This is a genomic window from Pseudogulbenkiania subflava DSM 22618, from assembly GCF_900177275.1.
GTDB lineage: Bacteria > Pseudomonadota > Gammaproteobacteria > Burkholderiales > Chromobacteriaceae > Pseudogulbenkiania > Pseudogulbenkiania subflava.
This window is the reverse complement of record NZ_FXAG01000006.1, coordinates 1-16789: the sequence shown is the minus strand read 5'-3', so window position 1 is coordinate 16789 and position 16789 is coordinate 1. Positions and strand designations below refer to the sequence as shown.

Annotated in this window: 15 protein-coding genes; all 15 read left to right on the top strand. The window is 61.5% G+C overall.

Features of this window, described 5'->3' with window-relative positions:
* Position 1: 1 nt before the first annotated feature.
* The gene (locus B9N72_RS07220; RefSeq protein WP_085275757.1) at positions 2-2704 is read left to right on the top strand and encodes a type VI secretion system Vgr family protein; all 2703 of its coding nucleotides are present in this window, start codon (positions 2-4) and stop codon (positions 2702-2704) included.
* Positions 2704-3462: a DUF4123 domain-containing protein gene (locus tag B9N72_RS07215; RefSeq protein ID WP_234985909.1), complete on the top strand. Its 759-nt coding sequence runs from the start codon at positions 2704-2706 to the stop codon at positions 3460-3462. The genes B9N72_RS07220 and B9N72_RS07215 overlap by 1 nt, the downstream gene beginning before the upstream one ends.
* A 13-nt stretch (positions 3463-3475) precedes the next feature.
* Positions 3476-3919 carry a hypothetical protein gene (locus B9N72_RS07210; protein WP_143477766.1) on the top strand — a complete coding sequence of 148 codons (444 nt, stop codon included), beginning with the start codon at positions 3476-3478 and terminating at the stop codon, positions 3917-3919.
* The gene (locus tag B9N72_RS07205; protein WP_085275754.1) at positions 3919-4677 is read left to right on the top strand and encodes a DUF3304 domain-containing protein; all 759 of its coding nucleotides are present in this window, start codon (positions 3919-3921) and stop codon (positions 4675-4677) included. Before B9N72_RS07210 ends, B9N72_RS07205 begins: the two co-directional genes overlap by 1 nt.
* The gene (locus B9N72_RS21225) at positions 4674-5033 is read left to right on the top strand and encodes a hypothetical protein (RefSeq protein ID WP_085275753.1); all 360 of its coding nucleotides are present in this window, start codon (positions 4674-4676) and stop codon (positions 5031-5033) included. Before B9N72_RS07205 ends, B9N72_RS21225 begins: the two co-directional genes overlap by 4 nt.
* Before the next feature lie 96 nt (positions 5034-5129).
* Entirely contained in the window at positions 5130-5795 is a 666-nt protein-coding gene (locus B9N72_RS07195) for a DUF3304 domain-containing protein (RefSeq protein WP_159453025.1), read from the top strand.
* Positions 5792-7783: a T6SS phospholipase effector Tle1-like catalytic domain-containing protein gene (locus B9N72_RS07190; RefSeq protein WP_234985908.1), complete on the top strand. Its 1992-nt coding sequence runs from the start codon at positions 5792-5794 to the stop codon at positions 7781-7783. The genes B9N72_RS07195 and B9N72_RS07190 overlap by 4 nt, the downstream gene beginning before the upstream one ends.
* Positions 7784-7802: 19 nt before the next feature.
* Positions 7803-9659: a type VI secretion system baseplate subunit TssF gene (tssF, locus tag B9N72_RS07185; protein WP_085275751.1), complete on the top strand. Its 1857-nt coding sequence runs from the start codon at positions 7803-7805 to the stop codon at positions 9657-9659.
* Entirely contained in the window at positions 9623-10639 is a 1017-nt protein-coding gene (tssG, locus tag B9N72_RS07180) for a type VI secretion system baseplate subunit TssG (protein ID WP_085275750.1), read from the top strand. Before tssF ends, tssG begins: the two co-directional genes overlap by 37 nt.
* A 171-nt stretch (positions 10640-10810) precedes the next feature.
* Entirely contained in the window at positions 10811-13438 is a 2628-nt protein-coding gene (tssH, locus tag B9N72_RS07175; protein ID WP_085275749.1) for a type VI secretion system ATPase TssH, read from the top strand.
* Positions 13439-13451: 13 nt separating this feature from the next.
* Positions 13452-14876 carry a hypothetical protein gene (locus B9N72_RS07170; protein WP_085275748.1) on the top strand — a complete coding sequence of 475 codons (1425 nt, stop codon included), beginning with the start codon at positions 13452-13454 and terminating at the stop codon, positions 14874-14876.
* Complete coding sequence (locus B9N72_RS21400; protein WP_234985907.1) at positions 14873-15400, top strand: PAAR domain-containing protein; 528 nt, start codon at positions 14873-14875, stop codon at positions 15398-15400. The genes B9N72_RS07170 and B9N72_RS21400 overlap by 4 nt, the downstream gene beginning before the upstream one ends.
* Positions 15397-16179, top strand: coding sequence for a hypothetical protein (locus B9N72_RS07160; RefSeq protein ID WP_085275747.1), 783 nt, complete (start codon positions 15397-15399; stop codon positions 16177-16179). The genes B9N72_RS21400 and B9N72_RS07160 overlap by 4 nt, the downstream gene beginning before the upstream one ends.
* Positions 16176-16409: a hypothetical protein gene (locus B9N72_RS07155; RefSeq protein ID WP_085275746.1), complete on the top strand. Its 234-nt coding sequence runs from the start codon at positions 16176-16178 to the stop codon at positions 16407-16409. The genes B9N72_RS07160 and B9N72_RS07155 overlap by 4 nt, the downstream gene beginning before the upstream one ends.
* Before the next feature lie 68 nt (positions 16410-16477).
* Positions 16478-16789, top strand: a 312-nt coding sequence (locus B9N72_RS07150; protein ID WP_143477765.1) for a helix-turn-helix domain-containing protein, incomplete at its 3' end; no start/stop codon positions are given.

The following is a 16789-nucleotide window of genomic DNA, read 5'->3' as shown; positions in this document are numbered from 1 at the left end:
CATGGATCTTTCTTCCTTGCTCGCCAGCTTCGCCGCCGCCTTCACCCAAGACCAGCGCCTCCTGACTCTGCAACTGGGCGACGGCGGGCGCTGGGGCGAGACACTGCTGCCGCTCGCCGTGAACGGCGACGAGGCGGTGTCCGACAGCTACCGCTACCGTGTCGAGTGCCTGTCGCCCGACGCGGGCCTCGAACTCAAGAGCCTACTCGGCGTACCGGTGCGGCTCGGTATCGCCGGGGTGGACGGAGCCGAGCAGGTGCGCTGCGGCGTGGTCAGTGCCGCCGAGACGGTGGGCAGCGACGGCGGTTTCGCCAAGTACGCACTGACCATCGAATCGCCGTTCGCGCTGTTGCGCCTGCGCAAGACGTCGCGGGTGTTCCAGGACCTGTCGGTACCCGACATCGTGCGCCAGGTGCTCGCCGAGCACGCCGCCGCCAACCTGGTGTTCGCGACGGTGCAGAGCCTGGACTTCGCGCTGGCGGGCGAACTGCCGCCCCGTAGCTATTGCTTGCAATACCGCGAATCCGACTATGACTTCATCGTGCGTCTGTTGCACGAAGAAGGGCTCGGCTGGCGCTTCGAACATGGAGCGGAGATGACCGAGCGAGGTAGCGCAGCGTCGCGAGGGAATAGCCCTCAGGTCCAGCTCATCGCCTTCGACGATCCTTACTCGCTGCCGCCCGCCGGGGTGGAACGGGTGCGCTTCCACCGTTCCGATGCCACCGAAGCCGAAGACGGCCTTACCCGCTGGGACGGCACGCGCCAGATCGTCAGCGGGAGCGTGGCGCTGGCGACCTTCGATTACCAACCGGTCGCCACCGACCACAGCGGTGATGGCAGCGCCGTCGACCAAGGTACCGACGGTGCCCGGCTGCAAAGCAGCCTGCAGGACTACGACATTCCCGGCCAGTACTACGCCGGCGACGCCGACCAACTCGCCCACTACACCCGGCTGCGCCAGCAGGCGCACGACGTACAGGCTAAGCGCTTCGACGGCGGCGGCAGCGTGCGTGGGCTGACCGCCGGGCAGTGGTTCCGCCTCGACGACCATCCAGCGCACGAATGGGATAGCGCTGAACAGCGCGAATTCGTCGTCACCCGCCAGAGCTTCCAGGCCCGCAACAACCTGCCGGTCGAACTGGAGAGGGCGCTGCCGGCTCTGTTGGGACTCTCCTCGGCCACAACCAGTGGCTCCGCGAATGAGCAGGCCCCATTCCACACCTCCTTCTCTGCCCAGCGCCGCGGCCTACTACTCACCCCGAGCTACGCCAGTACGGTGCTCGCCAAACCCACCGCCCGTGGCGCCCAGACCGCCACCGTGGTTGGGCCGGAGGGAGAGGAAGTCCACACCGACGCCCATGGCCGCATCAAGGTCCAGTTCCACTGGCAGCGTCCCGACGAACATCCGACGATCGGCGCCAACCTCGACGACACCTCCAGTTGTTGGCTGCGCGTGGTCATGCCTTCGGCCGGGGCCGGCTGGGGCCACCAGTTCATTCCGCGCATCGGCCAGGAAGTGCTGGTCGACTTCATCGAAGGCGACATCGACCGACCAGTGATCACCGGCGTGCTGTACAACGGCAGCCATCCGCCGCCCGCCTTCAGCGGTGCGGGCAGCCTGCCGGCCAACAAGACCCTGTCCGGCATCCAGTCGAAAGAGCATCAGGGCGGGCAATACAACGAACTGCTGTTCGACGACACCCCGGGCGAAGTCCGAGCCAAGCTGTCGAGCGAACACGGCAAAACCCAGCTCAACCAGGGCTACCTCACCCATCCGCGTACCGACGGCAAAGCCATGCCGCGTGGCGACGGTTTCGAACTACGCACCGACCGCCACGGCGCGATCCGCGCCGGCCACGGCTTGCTGCTGAGCACCGAAGCGCAGGCCTCCGCTTCTGGCAAGCAACTGGCCCGCGATGGTGCGCAAAACCAGCTCGATGCCGCGCTGACACTCAGCCAATCCCTCGGCGAGACCGCCACCGCCCAACTGGCCGATACCGTCGAAACCGGCCCGGAGACGATCCAGCCGGACAACGGCAAGGGAGAGAAAAAGCCCGACGGCCACCTGCAGCACCACGTCCAGGCCCTGAAGGCATGGGAAGTGGGTTCGAATACCGATAAAGAATCCAAGAATGCCCCCAATGGTGAGGGATTGACTCAGGCCGGCCAACAACCGCTGATGATCCTCTCCGCCACCGCCGGCCTCGCCGCGACGACAGACAACAGCCTGACCCTGGCCGCCGGCACCAACCTCGACCAAATCGCCCAGCGCGATACCCAGCAGACCTCAGGCCGCCGCTGGCTACACAACGTGGGCCAGCACATCAGCCTGTTTGTAGCCGGGGTGAAGGACAAGATTGCGCTCAAGCTGATTGCCGCCAAGGGCAAGGTGCAGGTCCAGGCACAGAGCGACTCGATGGAGCTGACGGCGGACAAGGACGTGCGGATCAGCAGCCTGAAGGCGAGCCAGTTGTTCAACGGCAAGCAGGAAGTTCTGCTGACCTGCGGCGGCGCCTACATCCGCATCAAGGACGGCAAGATCGAACTGCACGCGCCGGGCAAGGTGAGCTTCAAAGGGGCGAGCCACGACTGGAGCGGGCCGGCGAAGATGAACGTACCGGTACCGCTGTTCCCCAAATCAATATGTATCGATTGTTTATTGCGTAGTGCCAAGGCCGGTTCGGCGTTCAGCAAGGTGCAGTGATGAAGCTGATCCATTCATTCAATCTCGATGCCTTGCAAGCTGGTATCGCTATCAATGATGACGTGCCTGGCCATTATTACCTGTTATTAGATGGCGCATTGAAGCCTAACCTGCTGCGGCAATTAAATAAGAGTGGATTACCCTGGTTGAGCGTATTTACACAAAATCAGGATGACTTGGCCGATTTGATGGCAGTGTCGCCATTATTGCTGGAGTGGACGCCGCCGCAATGGCCAGTGGTTTGTTACTTGCTTGCTTATTGTGATGGTTTGCCCATGGTCAGTGTGTGGCATAGCCCGGAGCCATTGCCGCAGTTGGCCGCACGCTTGCAGCCCTGGTGTGTGGTTAATGCCGATGGGTCGTTTTTTAATCTTCGCTATCCGGATACGCGCCGTTTGTATGATCTGGATGGCATTCTGGATGAAGAGCAACGGGGGCAGTTTTTTGGGCCGGCCTGGCGTTGCCTGTTGCCAAGCCGGGATGGCACGGGGTGGCAGGCACTTCATATGGCAACAGTAGCTGGCGAGTTTGCGGAAAAAGTGGTGTTAAGCACCAGCCAGACAAGCCAATTGATTCGGGCGGCAGAAACTGACGAGATTCTGTACCAGTTGCAATTCCACTCGCGAATTAATCCACATGTTCTGGCAGATTGCCACCCGATGGCAGAAGCAGCATTACGGCAGGCGGATGCACAAGGCATCATGGACAGTCATCTTCGAATGAATCAGTGCCTGGCTGCCATTCATTCCAGTAACTGAACGGGAAGCGAGAATGAGCATGGTAAATCGTATTGCTGCTTTAATAATGGGTCTGACCTTTTCGTTATGGGCTCATGCAGATAATTGGTTGGGTGAGTATATTCTTGTTCCGAATGATCGTATGCAGCAAGTCTACGACGAGCAAGGCAAGGAAATCACCATGGTAACGGTGAGTAGGTTGCAAGAGGGTATGGGTATGCAGCTTAATTTCATGCATGCAGATACTGTGCCCGTCAAAATGGAAACAGATGGTAAAACCTTGCGTGACTGGCTGGGGGGTAATTCAAACAATATCCGGTCTCAAGCATTGATTGGCGACAAGGTGGCGCTAATCCGCATTGCCAAGGGTAAGACGCTGGTACTGGAGAATGGCCGCAGTCATACGATGCGTAGTGATTATTTGCTGATACTGCCAGGCGTTGATCTTGAGCTGGAGAAAAGGCCGGGGGCGCAGTGATGCGCAATATGCTGCCGGTGTTGCTGTTTGCAGCGTTGCTCTCTGCTTGCGGCAGTCTGGGGGCGAATGCCGGAGGCAGTTTGTCGGCCCCGCTGACGGCGGTGAACTACACCGACTGGCCATTTGATTGGGTGGGTGTTGCCACGGTGGCAGAGCCGGAAAAAGCAATGGCGGCAGACCGGGCTACAGCATTTGGCGCCAGCGGGCAGATGTGCTGTGTGAGCCTGCCGGAAAAATGGCAACCAGGGATGGAGCTGGTGGTGCAGACGCAGGATGGCACGCATGCCAAGTCGGCCAAGGAGTGGGGACAGGAGCATATCCCGATCATCAACCACCGCGTCGTGGTACCGCGTTACGACAGCAGCGATGTCGGAACGGTATGGGTGCAGTTACTGCCGGGTGGCAACGTGGAGCTGGTGGTCAGTCGTTTCGACCCGACGCATGCGCAGTGGCCGGGGAAGGTCAAAGGTTGGCCGGTGCCGACGGTGGAATACCGGCGGAATATTTGGGATAGGGATATGAAAGAAAAAGAATCTTCGGTACGACTATACGCAGAGCTTCTTTCTGAAATTGATACCCTTGACCTCGGGAAGATGAAAGAGAATTGGGATTCTGATCAAAAATACTCCAAGGATAATATCAAGGGTTTTAAAGGATATGATGACCCTGCTTATCGAGCCTATAAGAAAGCTTATTGCAAAGAAAACCTTGTGTTTTGGCAGCAGGAAGTAAAGCTTTATGAAAGGTTGAAGCCATGACAGCGCTATGTGGCGTCATCGGTAAATCGTCCATGAATCCTTGTGATTTTCAGGAGTTTTTTTCCAAAGGAGAACGTGGCCAAATTGATTTTTTATCTAGGAGCGAACTCCCCCCAATCACCAACCCCGCGGCCAGCTGCAATTTCAATTTATTTTTCGGTTTTTTCTTTGACGGCACGCGCAATAACTACAACCTGTGCCAGCAAAACGAAGGCGGCTCCAATGTAGCGCGGCTGTACGACTGCTACCCGGGCCAAGTGGTGACCGGGGTGATTGGGGGTGACAAGTCATGGCCGGAGTATCCGCTCTTTTACAAGGTGTATGTGCCGGGTGTGGGTCGCCGTTCGAGCAGGTAGACGACAAGAGTGACGGCCCGCAGGGGGCGGCGGCCGCCAAATACGGCCATGAACAGCAGGCCAGGGCGAGTACCTGGCCGACAAAAGGAAAGTGCGATGTGTAAATGGTCAAGTTTGCTCCGGCGAGTGGGGGCAATGGTGTGCTGTGGCGTACTGCTGGCCGGCTGCAGCAGCCTTGGCTCTGGGCAGCAACTGGGGGCCACGCTGACGGCGGTGAACTACACCGACTGGCCATTCGACTGGGTGGGGGTTGCCAGGGTTGCCGAGCCGGAAAAAGCGATGGCGGCAGACGGTGTTGAAGCTTTTGGTGCCAGTGGGCAGATGTGCTGCGTGAGCCTGCTGGCGAAATGGCAGCCAGGAATGGAATTGGTGGTGCAGACGCAAGATGGCACTCGTGCCAAATCGGCCAAGGAGTGGGGGCAGGAGCATATCCCGATCATCAACCACCGCGTGGTGGTACCGCGTTACGACAGCAGCGATGTCGGAACGGTATGGGTGCAGTTACTACCGGGTGGCAAGGTGGAACTGGTGGTCAGCCGTTTCGACCCGACGCATGCGCAGTGGCCGGGCAAGGTGAAGGGGTGGCCGGTGCCGACGGTGGAGTATCGGCGGAAGATTTGGGATAGGGATATGAAGCTACTGACTGATGATCTGAGTGATTTTGAAAAAGCCATACAGCGTGGCAACGTGGATGTAGAAAAGTTTAAGAAAGCCATCGAGATAGTCAAGATGCGGATGGCTCGTATGGGGGAAAGGCCATGACTCGTTTTTGTCCGGACATCTCCAACGGGGCGATTAATCCTTGTGATTTCCGGTCATTTTTTTCCGATGATGAGCGCGTGGATTTGCAGAAATACGAAGCGCGTGAACTTCCACCTGTTGCCAACCCCGCTGCCAGCTGCACTTTCAACCTGTTTTTCGGTTTTTTCTTTGACGGCACGCGCAATAACTACAACCTGTGCAAGCAGAACGAAGGCTACTCCAATGTCGCACGCTTGTACGACTGCTACCCGGGGCAGGTGGTGCAGGGGGTGATTGGGGGCGATGAATCGTGGTCAGAGTATCCGCACTTTTACAAGGTGTATGTGCCGGGCGTGGGGTCGCCGTTCGAGCAGGTAAACGACAAGAACGACAGCTCGCTGGGCGCGGCGGCCGCCAAATACGGCCATGAGCGCATTGTCTGGGGGCTGATGCAGGCTCTCAACAATGTCCACCGCTATTTTCTGGGCGCAGAGTTGTTCCCAAAAGAGAAGATTCTGGCGATGAGCCGCAAGCTGGTGCTGACCGGCTGGCACTTGAAAAAGGAGCGCTGGCTTACCCGGCGAGAGATCGAGCAGGGGCAGCAGAGTAGCTACGAGGTGCTGCGCGAGGCGCTGGGTGAGCTGCACAAGGTCTTGCAGCCCTTTATGTGTCCACAGGGCGACGAACCCGCCAACTGGGGCAAGGGCAAGGTTGGCCGCATCCATGTGTCGGTATTCGGCTTTTCGCGTGGCGCCACCAAGGCGCGCAGTTTTCTGAACTGGCTGCGCAAGCTGTGCCAGCTGGATGCGGAAATACTGAAGTGCAGCAGCGAGTTCACGCTGGCCGGCTTCCCGGTGGACTTCGACTTTCTCGGCCTGTTCGATACGGTGGCCTCGGTGGGGCTGGCATCGTCGTCCCTGCTGTTTGATGGCCACGCGGAGTGGGCGGATGCCGAGGTGTCGCTGCGCGTGCCGTCCGGGGTGAAGTGCGTGCACCTGGTGGCCGGGCACGAGATCCGGCGCTCGTTTCCGCTGGATTCCATCCAGGTGGGAGGCAGCCTGGGAGACGGTTGCGAGGAGATCATGTTTCCCGGCGTGCATTCCGACATCGGGGGCGGCTATCTGCCAAAAGAGCAAGGGCGGGGTGTGGACCCGAAGGGGGTCGATATGTTGTCGCGCCTCCCCCTGGGGGTGATGTACCGCAAGGCACGGCTGGCCGGGGTGCCGCTCAAGGCCGAAAAATTGCGCCCAGCGGTTCAGTACCGGATGGCGGCCGACCCGCAGGTGATTAGCCGTTTTAATGCGTACCTGGAAACCCTGACGGTACGGCAAGGGGAGTACAAGGCGCTGATGCAAGCCATGTACCTGCCCTATCTGGCCTGGCGCCTGAGCTGGGCCGATCGTGATAACCGGGACCGCTTGCGAGCGCGTTTTGACAACCTAGGCGGGATCAGCACGGCGGACATGAATGACTTATTGGGTGGCAACCTCAAGTTCATCGAGCATCTGGGTTATTACCGCCGCTGGGCAAACGAAGAAATGGTGCGGGTAGGCCGGGAGCAGATGCGCCGCTACAACCCTCCCACCCTGGACGGTGACATGCTGCGGAACTGGGAGACTCTGAAAAAGGCATTGCCCTGTCTGCACGACAGCCAGAAACCCTATGTACTGCCGGAGGCCGCCAGTTGGCTGTTCCAATACCTGCTGCACGACTCTTACGCCTGGTTCCGTCTCACCGGCAAGGAAGAGCAGGAAATGCTCGTAGAGCTGGAGAGGCTGTCGCAGAAGCCTGCTGACAGGCTGAGCAAGGCTGAGCAGGAGTGGGTGGCACGCTATAAGGAAACCAAGGCTGCAGGCCGGGCTGAGGTGCCCGAAATCACGACAGATGGGCAGGAGTGGTTTTTTGTCGGAGGCGGGTATTTGCATCTGCGCCGCGTCTATGCGGGCGCAGACGATGTGCGTCTGGCCAAGAACGCGCCGCAAGGCGAAGACAGTACGGTTGCAGCCTAGATCGACAGATTGATATTCCATGCTTGAATCCCTCCTCCCCTACTACGAACGCGAGCTCGGCCATTTGCGCGAGCTCTCCGGCGAGTTCGCCCGCCGTTACCCCAAGATCGCCGGCCGGCTGCAGATGGAGGGTGACCAGTGCGAAGACCCGCATACCGAGCGGCTGATTGAGGCATTCGCCTTTCTGGCGGCGCGTGTGCACAAGAAGCTGGATGACGACTACCCGGAGGTGGCCACCAGCTTTCTGGACGTGCTGTATCCGCATTACCTGCAGCCGATGCCGGCGGCCACCGTGGTGCAGTTCGAGTGCGACGCGCAGCGCCCGGAGATCGGCAAACGCTACCGCGTCGAGCGCGGGCAGGTGGTGCAGGCGCCGTCCATTCAGGGGGTGAGCTGTAAGTTCCGCACGGTGTATCCGGTCGATCTGTACCCTTTGCAATTGCAGGAGGCGAAGCTGGAGCTGACCAGCGGCTCGCCCTATCTGCGCAGCCTCGCGCCGGATGCGGCGGCGGTGTTGACCCTGCGCCTGCAGACTCAGGGCGGGGTGGGGGTGGATGCCATCGATTTGCAGTCTCTGCGCTTTTTCCTGGATGGCGAGCCGGCGCTGATGCATTTGCTGTACGAGATGCTGCTGTCCAACGTACTGCGGGTGCAGGCCGGCGATGGCAGCGAGGACCCGGCGCGCACGCGTGTCCTGAACGCGGATTGCCTGCAGCCGGTGGGTTTTGGCCGCGACGAGGGCATGCTGGAGTACGACGAGCGCTCGTTCATGGGCTACCGGCTGTTGTCGGAGTATTTCTGCTACCCGGACAAGTTCCTGTTCGTCGATCTGTTGGGGCTGGCTCCGGTGGCAGCAAGATTGAGCGGTGATACCTTGCTGCTGCGTCTGCATCTGCGTGATTACCCGGACAGCGAGCGCCATCATCGGTTGCAAAGCCAGTTGCAGCCCGCGCACCTGAAATTGGGTTGCACGCCGCTGATCAACCTGTTCGTGCAGCCGGGCGAGCCGATTCGTGTCACGCATCAGAAGGCTAGTTACCCGGTGCTGGCGGATGCGCGCAAGCAGCAGGCTTACGAAGTGGTTCAGATTCGCCGGGTGGTACGGGTGGAAAAATCCGGTGAGGGCGACAGCAGCGAGGAGGTGCCGCCGTTCTACGCCACGCGCCACGGTAGCGGGCAGACGCCGCGTTTTTACTGGCATGCCAGCCGCGAGCCGTCGGTGCGACAGGGTGACCGTGGCACCGACATGGCGCTGCACTTGGTGGATTTGCAGTTCGATGCAGTGCGCCCGGCAGGGGAGGTGCTGAGCCTGGACTTGCTGTGCAGCAACCGCGATCTGCCGGAGCAGATTCCTTTCGGCGGCAGCCAGGCTACCCAGCGCACGGATTTCCAATTGCCGGGGCATTCTGTGGTGAAGCGGGTGCGCCTCTTGCGCAAGCCCGGCGCCAGCCAGCGCAGCCCGTTGGGACGGGCGGTGCAATGGCGGCTGATCTCACACCTGTCGCTCAACTACATGTCCATTGTCGATTCCGGGCGCGAGGCGCTGCAGGAAATGCTGACTTTGTACAACCTGGGCGATGCGGCGGCCAACGTGCGGCAGATTCAGGGCATTGTCGGTATCCGCAGCGAGCCTGCGGTGCAGCGGGTCCACGGTCGGCATTTCTCCGGCTTCGTGCGCGGCACCGAGATCACCCTGACGCTGGATGCCGATTATTACGTCGGCGGCAGCGTGTACTTGTTCGCTTCCCTGCTGGAGCGGTTCTTTGCGCTGTACTGCGCGCCCAACAGCTTTACCCGTCTGCGTGTCAGGACGGTGCAACGTGACGAGGAGGTGGCGGCATGGCCAGCCCGAGCCGGCGAAGCCCTCGTGATTTGAAGCAGGCGCTGGCCAAGGATGCCAGCCAGTTCGGCTTTTTCCAGGCAGTGCGCCTGCTGGGCTTGTGCGAGGGATCGCGCCGCCAGCGGCGCACGCTGCCGGCGCAGTTGCGCTTCCGTACCCTGGCGTCGCTGTCGTTTCCGGCCAGCGAACTGGTGCAGTACCAGCCGGCGGACGGGGAGGGAGCGGCAACCGCCCAGATGACGGTCAGCTTCATGGGGCTGACCGGGCCCAGCGGGGTGTTGCCGACGGCATATACCGAGCTCTTGCTGGAGCGGCGTCAGCAATACCGCGATACCACCCTGCATGCCTTCTTCGACCTGTTCAGCCACCGTGCTATCGCCTTGTTCTACGCGGCCTGGCGCAAGTACCGCTTCTGGCTGGCCGAGGAGGCGGGCGAGCAGGATGGCTTCAGCCGCAACCTGCTGGACCTGGCCGGGGTGGGGCTGAGCCGGCTGCGTGGGCAGGCGACCCAGGACGGCCTGCTGGATGAGCGGCTGTTCATTTATTACGCGGGCCTGTTGAGCCAGAAGCCGCTGTCGGCCCTGACGCTGCAGACGCTGGTGGAGGGGCTGTTTGGCACCCGCGCCCAGTTGCAGCAGTTCGCTGGGCAGTGGCTGGAGGTGCCGTTGGCCGAGCAAAGCCAGTTGGGTGGACAGTCCTGTGAGCTGGGGGTGTCGCTGTTTGCCGGCGAGCGGCAGTGGGATCGCCAGACCAAGCTGCAGCTGCGCCTGGGTAGTTTGCGGCGTGCGCAATTCGAGGCCTTGCTGCCGGGAGGCGACGGAGCCCGTGCCCTGCAGGCGCTGATGCAGTTTGCCGTGGGGCACCAACTGGCGGTGGACGTCTGCCTGGTGCTCGACAAGCACGATGTGCCGCCGGCACGGCTGGATGCCGACTCCCCGTTGCGGCTGGGGGCGAGCAGCTGGCTGGGGGCACAGGCGGCCGATCCGGACGACGTGCGCTATGCGCTGTTGCACTAGGAGCCGTTAACAAAAACCAGCGGAGCGGTCTTGGCTAGGCGCGCGGCCGCAGACAGTACAAGTAGTACGGCCAGGCCGCGGAACAACGCCAAGAGGGTTTTGTTAGTGGCTCTAAGCCTTGCCTGGTGGCGCCTGGCCTAACTTTATTTACTTTACCCTGATGGAAACGTTATGTCGGTATCCCTGAAATCCCTGATCGAGCGTCTGACGCCGCTGGCGCGGCAGAGTGTGGAGCAGGCCGCCAGCCGCGCCTTGTCCCGCACCCACTATGAGATCGAGATCGAGCACGTGCTGCTGACCCAGCTCGACCAGGACGTGAATGCCGCCCGTGCCGCCTTGCAGGCGGCCGGTGTCGATCTGGCCGATTTGCAGCGCGGCCTGGAGGCTGCTCTGGATGGCTTCCGCACCGGCAACACCCGTAACCCGGTGTTGTCGGGTTGGCTGCCCAAGTGGCTGGAGAAAGCCTGGCTACTGGCCAGCGCCGAGTTCGGCCAGGAGAGTGTGTCTACGCTGGATCTGCTGTTGGCGCTGTTGCGTGACGAATCGCTGCACCCGGCAGTGCAAAGCGGTTGCCCTGCCTTGTTGCGTATCGAGGCGGGCCGCCTGCAGTCGGCCTACGCCGCGTTGCGCCAGCATGGCGGGGAGGGGGGGCAGCCGGTGGCGGCCACCGAGTCCGATCAGCCGGCCGAGGTGCCGGTCGGCAAGGTACGCGGCAGCGTGGCGCTCGACAAATACACCATCGATCTGACTACCCAGGCGCGCGCCGGCAAGATCGACCCGGTGCTGGGGCGCGACGGTGAGATCCGCCAGATGATCGACATCCTGATGCGTCGCCGGCAGAACAACCCCATCCTGACCGGCGAGCCGGGCGTGGGCAAGACCGCGGTAGTGGAGGGGCTGGCGCGCAAGATCGTGCACGGCGAGGTGCCGCCGGTATTGGCCGGCGTCTGCCTGCGCACGCTGGATCTGGGCTTGTTGCAGGCCGGTGCCAGTGTGAAGGGGGAGTTTGAAAACCGTCTGCGCCAGGTGATCGACGAGGTGAAGGCCAGCCCGGTGCCCATCATCCTGTTCATCGATGAGGCGCACACGCTAATCGGCGCCGGTGGCGCAGCCGGCCAGAACGACGCGGCCAACTTGCTCAAGCCGGCGCTGGCGCGTGGCGAGCTGCGCACCATCGCGGCGACAACCTGGGCCGAGTACAAGAAGTATTTCGAGAAGGACGCCGCGCTGGCGCGCCGCTTCCAGGTGGTAAAGGTAGAAGAACCGGCGCCCGAGGTGGCGGTGCAGATGGTGCGCGGGTTGACGCACGCCATGGCCGAACACCATCAGGTGGAAATCCTCAATGAGGCGATCGCTGCCGCCGTGCATCTGTCGAGCCGCTACATCACCGGTCGCCAGTTGCCGGACAAGGCCATCAGCGTGCTGGATACCGCCTGCGCCCGTGTGGCGCTGTCGCGTGCCGGCAAGCCGGGACCGATCGAGGACGTGGCGGTGCTGATTGCCAATGCCGAGCGCGAGATCGCCGCCTTGCAGCGCGAGGAAGGCCACGCCGAGCGCATCGCCGAGCTGGAGGCTCGGCGCGGCGAGTTGCAGGCCGATCTGGAGCGTTTGCACGCCGCGTGGGAGGCGCAGCAGCAGGTGGTGGCCGAGATCGACGAGCTGAAACAGCAGCAGGGCGAGGCCAAGCCGGCTAAAGGCAAGAAGATCAGCCCCTTGCAGGCCAAGCGGCAGGCATTGCGCGAGCTGCACAAGCAGCAGCCGCTCGCGTTCGAGTGCGTCGACGAGAGCGTGATTGCCGACGTGATCGCCGGCTGGACCGGCATTCCGCTGGGGCGCATGGTCAGCAACGAGCTGGCGCAGGTACAGCAGCTGGCGCGGTTGTTGGGCGAGCGGGTGATCGGCCAGGACCACGCGCTGCAGCAGATCTCCGAGCGGGTGCAGATCGCCAAGGCCGGCCTGGAAGACCCGGGCAAGCCCAAGGGGGTGTTCCTGCTGGTGGGACCGTCTGGCGTCGGTAAGACCGAAACCGCGCTGGCGTTGGCCGAAGCGCTGTACGGCGGCGAGCGCAATCTCATCACCATCAATATGTCGGAATACCAGGAGGCGCACAGCGTGTCCGGCCTCAAGGGCTCGCCGCCGGGGTATGTCGGCTATGGTGAGGGTGGGGTACTGACCGAGGCGGTGCGCCGCAAGCCGTATTCGGTGGTGTTGCTGGACGAGGTGGAGAAGGCGCACCCGGACGTGCTGGAGCTGTTCTTCCAGGTGTTTGACAAGGGCGTGCTGGAGGACAGCGAAGGGCGCGAGGTGGATTTCAAGAACACCATCATCCTGCTGACTTCGAATGCCGGCACCGACTTGGTGATGCGCGCCTGCGAGCACGGCGTGACGGTGGAAGATGAGACGCGCGAGCCGACGCCGGATGATCTGGTGGAAATCCTGCGGCCCACCCTGCAGCAGGTGTTCAAGCCGGCCTTCCTGGGGCGCCTGGCCATCGTGCCGTATTTCCCGATCGGCGACGAGGTGCTGCATGCCATCGTACGCCTGAAGCTGGACAAGATCCGCCGGCGCATCGAGGACAACCACGGCGCCAAGGTGGAGTTTCCGGACGAGCTGGCGGGCGCTATGGCGGCACGTTGCCTGGACGTGGACAGCGGCGCGCGCAACGCCGACGCCATCCTCACCCGTACGCTGCTGGCGCAGATTTCCAGCGACCTGCTCGCCCGCATGGCCAGCGGCAAGCCGGTGAAGAAGATCGCCGTGGCGCTCAAGGGCGAGCAACTCAAGGTTCGTGTCAGCTAGGAGGGCCGGCAAGATGTTGAAACTGCTGGCCGTACTGGCCCTGAGCACCCTGCTGTGGTGGGGGGCGTTGTGGTGGCTGATCCCGGTGGATTGGCAGCAGGTCAGTCCCACCGTCATGTTGCTGACACACCTGTTGCCACCGTTGCTGCTCACCGCCTTGGGTCATGCCTGGCGGCTGCGCCAGGAAAAAAGGGAGCAGGCTGCTGCCCAGGTACAGGCCGAGTCGGAGGCCGCGGCGCAGCAGGCCCGGCGCGACGAAGCCAGGGAGCAGCATCTGGCCGCGCTGCGCGAACGGCAGCAGATGGTGAGCTGCCGCTGGTTGTTGGTGCAGGCCGTGGCACAGGGTGAGGAGCCGACCTGGCTGGACGCGTTGGCACCGGTCTGCCAGTGGACGGCGCGGACGCGCGATGAGATGGAGCCGGGCGAGGTGCTGGATGGCCTGATGCCGTGGCTGGAAGAGAGCTTGCAGGCCTTGTACGCCGAGCTGCCGGGGGCCGCCTCGCTGCCGCTGCTGTTGGAGGTGTTGCCGCGGGTATCGGGGATCGAACAGGTCGATCTTGTCAGGCAATGCCAGGAGGTGGCTTGGTTGGCTGTCCAGAGCGATATGCCCCAGCCAGCCAGCGATTGCCGTTTCCTGCCCGGCAGCGGCACCGTAGCCGACCGGGTGATGCAGTTCCTGGCGCAGGACCCGGAGCTGCCGGGGGCGGTGGTGCTGGCAGCGGACGCGCCTCTGGCTTTGCAGGATGAGGAAGAAGAGCCGGATGCGGCAGCACGGGCCCAATGGCGGCAACTGGGTCGCCCGGGTGCCGCCGTGGTGCTGTTGCTGTTCCTGCGCGACGGCCTGGCCGCTCCGGCAGACAGTGCACTGGCGACAGGCCGTGACCTTTATCAACCGTATTGGGAGCGCGAGGGTGTGTCGTCCCCCGCCGGTTGGGGGCGAGTGCCGGAACACGCCCGTGCGGCACTGGCGGCCTTGCCGCATCTGGCCAGCCTGGCCCAGTCCAGCAGCAGCGAGCTGCCGCAGCAGAGCACTCTGCAGCTGACTCGCCAGTTACAGCCTTTGCTGGACAACGCGCTGGTGAATGCCGCGCTGCTGGACTACCCGTTCAGCGCCGAGGAGGCCAACCCGCAGCGCAACCAGGCCGACAGCGTGGCCTGGCTGGTGCATAACTGTGGTGAGGTCGATGTCGGCGGCACGCGCCTGGCTGCCATCGCCAGCAATCTCACCCGCCATCAGATCGGCCTGCTTCCTGTAGACGAGGCCAGCAACCTGGCGCGCGAGTGGGGCGATGTCGGGGTCGCCGCGCCGGCCATGCTGGCCGCACTGGCGGTGACGCACAGTGCCCGGTTGCAGGCGCCGGCCGTCATCACTCAATTTCGCCACGACCACGTCGCGCTGGCGCTGGCCCGGCCTGCATTACAGGAGAACGTCACATGAAACGCGTCATTCGTCTGGGAGACCTGACCAGCCACGGCGGCACGGTGGTGAGCGCCGCCTCCAGCACGGTGTTGTTCGGTAAGCCGGTAGCCTTGCTAGGCGATCAGGTCACCTGCCCGCAACAGGGACACAGCAACTGCACCATCGTGGAGGGTGACAGTAGCTGGCTGGTCGGCGGCAAGCCGGTGGCGCTGGAAGGCCACAAGGTCAGTTGTGGTGCCTCCCTCATTTCTACGTTGGGCGAGGTGTTGCGAGCATATGAGGGTGGGGCCGCGGCTTTTGCCACAGGGCTTGCAGCGGTCACAGCCGCAACGCAAGCGCAGTCCTCCATCGGTGACTTCAACCAGCATTTCCAGCTCGTCGACCAGGATGGAACCCCTGTTTCTGCCGCATTGGTAACGCTTGAGTTGCCAGATGGGGCGATGATGAACGTGAAGACTTGCGCCAACGGGAAAACACCCATCATAGAGGGTGGTGCCGGGCAGGCAATTAGTCTGTCGTTGTCAGGGCTGGAGGGTGTATGAGCGACATTTTCATCAGTGCCCCGCTGACGCTGAAGAGCGATACCAATCCACATGCAGTCAAGCTCAAGGTGTTTTGGAAGACGAAAAAGCGCTGGACGCCTACGGATGTGGCTGCCTATCACAAAGCCGTTCCAGCCATCGCAGAAAAGCTGGCGCGGGAACGCTATTGGGATGGCGATGGTGACATTAAGAGCAGCACATTTACTTGCGAAGACTTTGCCATCCGAATTCTTTGTGAGTACGCCTCGGCCGCTGGCTTGCCAGTGCGTCTGGCAACAGGTGTAAGAGCCTACCGCAACATGGAAGTTTACAACTCTGCTGAGCATGGCGAGTACAGCTCAACCCCAATGGGTTTCGCTCATATGGCCATGCTCACTTATGGTGCACCAGACATGCAGCGAATTGGCATTAACACTGTTACTGTGTCGTCTCCGGAGTTGCTATTGCCTGGGGATGTTTTGGCTCAGACCAATGACAACGATGAGAAAAGGGCCCACCATATTCAGGTCGTGCATTCTGTAGCTGGAGGGCGGATTGGCATCTATCAGGGAAACTCCGGCGTCGGTAATGTTGCTTCGAAACTGTTTCGCTTGCTCGGCATGAATCCGGCGAATCCAATTGATAGCAGCTATACGGGGAAGACCCCGGAAGTAGGGTTTTATAAGAAGGCGGGCGCATCATCATGGAACTATGAAAACCTGACGACAGGGAAGGTGATTAGTGATTTCTTGAAGAATTTTCAACTGTTTCGCTGGAATTTTGATGGATTCAATAAATGAGATTTGAGGATTTTCCGGGTGTTATAAAATATTTGGCGCTTTACGTAGATATGCATTCAGGGCTAATCAGCATATTGGTGGCGTTGGCGCTGCTCTATTTGCTGTTTGCCGTTGCACTATTGGTTCGGCCACACAACCGCCTTTTCAGCATAGGAGCTGTCGCATTGATGCTGATACCTCCCGTTTTTCTTGTCTTTCTGCTGGTGGTGGCTGGCTTGCCCAAGGCGTAGATATACATGATAAGGCATATATGACTTTAATCACTAAGTAGTGCCGCACAACTAAGTTGGAATGATTTTTGCTTCTGTTTGCGTATCTCCCTGATGCCGGTTCGACGATGCGTAAACTCACATTGACCTTGAATGAAGCTGAAGTCTGCACTCTTGAACAATTAGCCAAAGCACACCCCAAGGAATATTTCCGCTTGCGCGGCAAGGCGTTGATTGCTGTCAACCAAGGTCAGGACATTGCCACCGTTGCCGCCGTGTTGCGAATCAGCGGCGAGAGCATCAGAACATGGATTCACAACTGGGAACGCCACGGTCTAGTCGGCATCCTGAATGCTCGTGCCGGTGGACGGCCAGCCAAACTGACCGAGGACCTGGTCGAT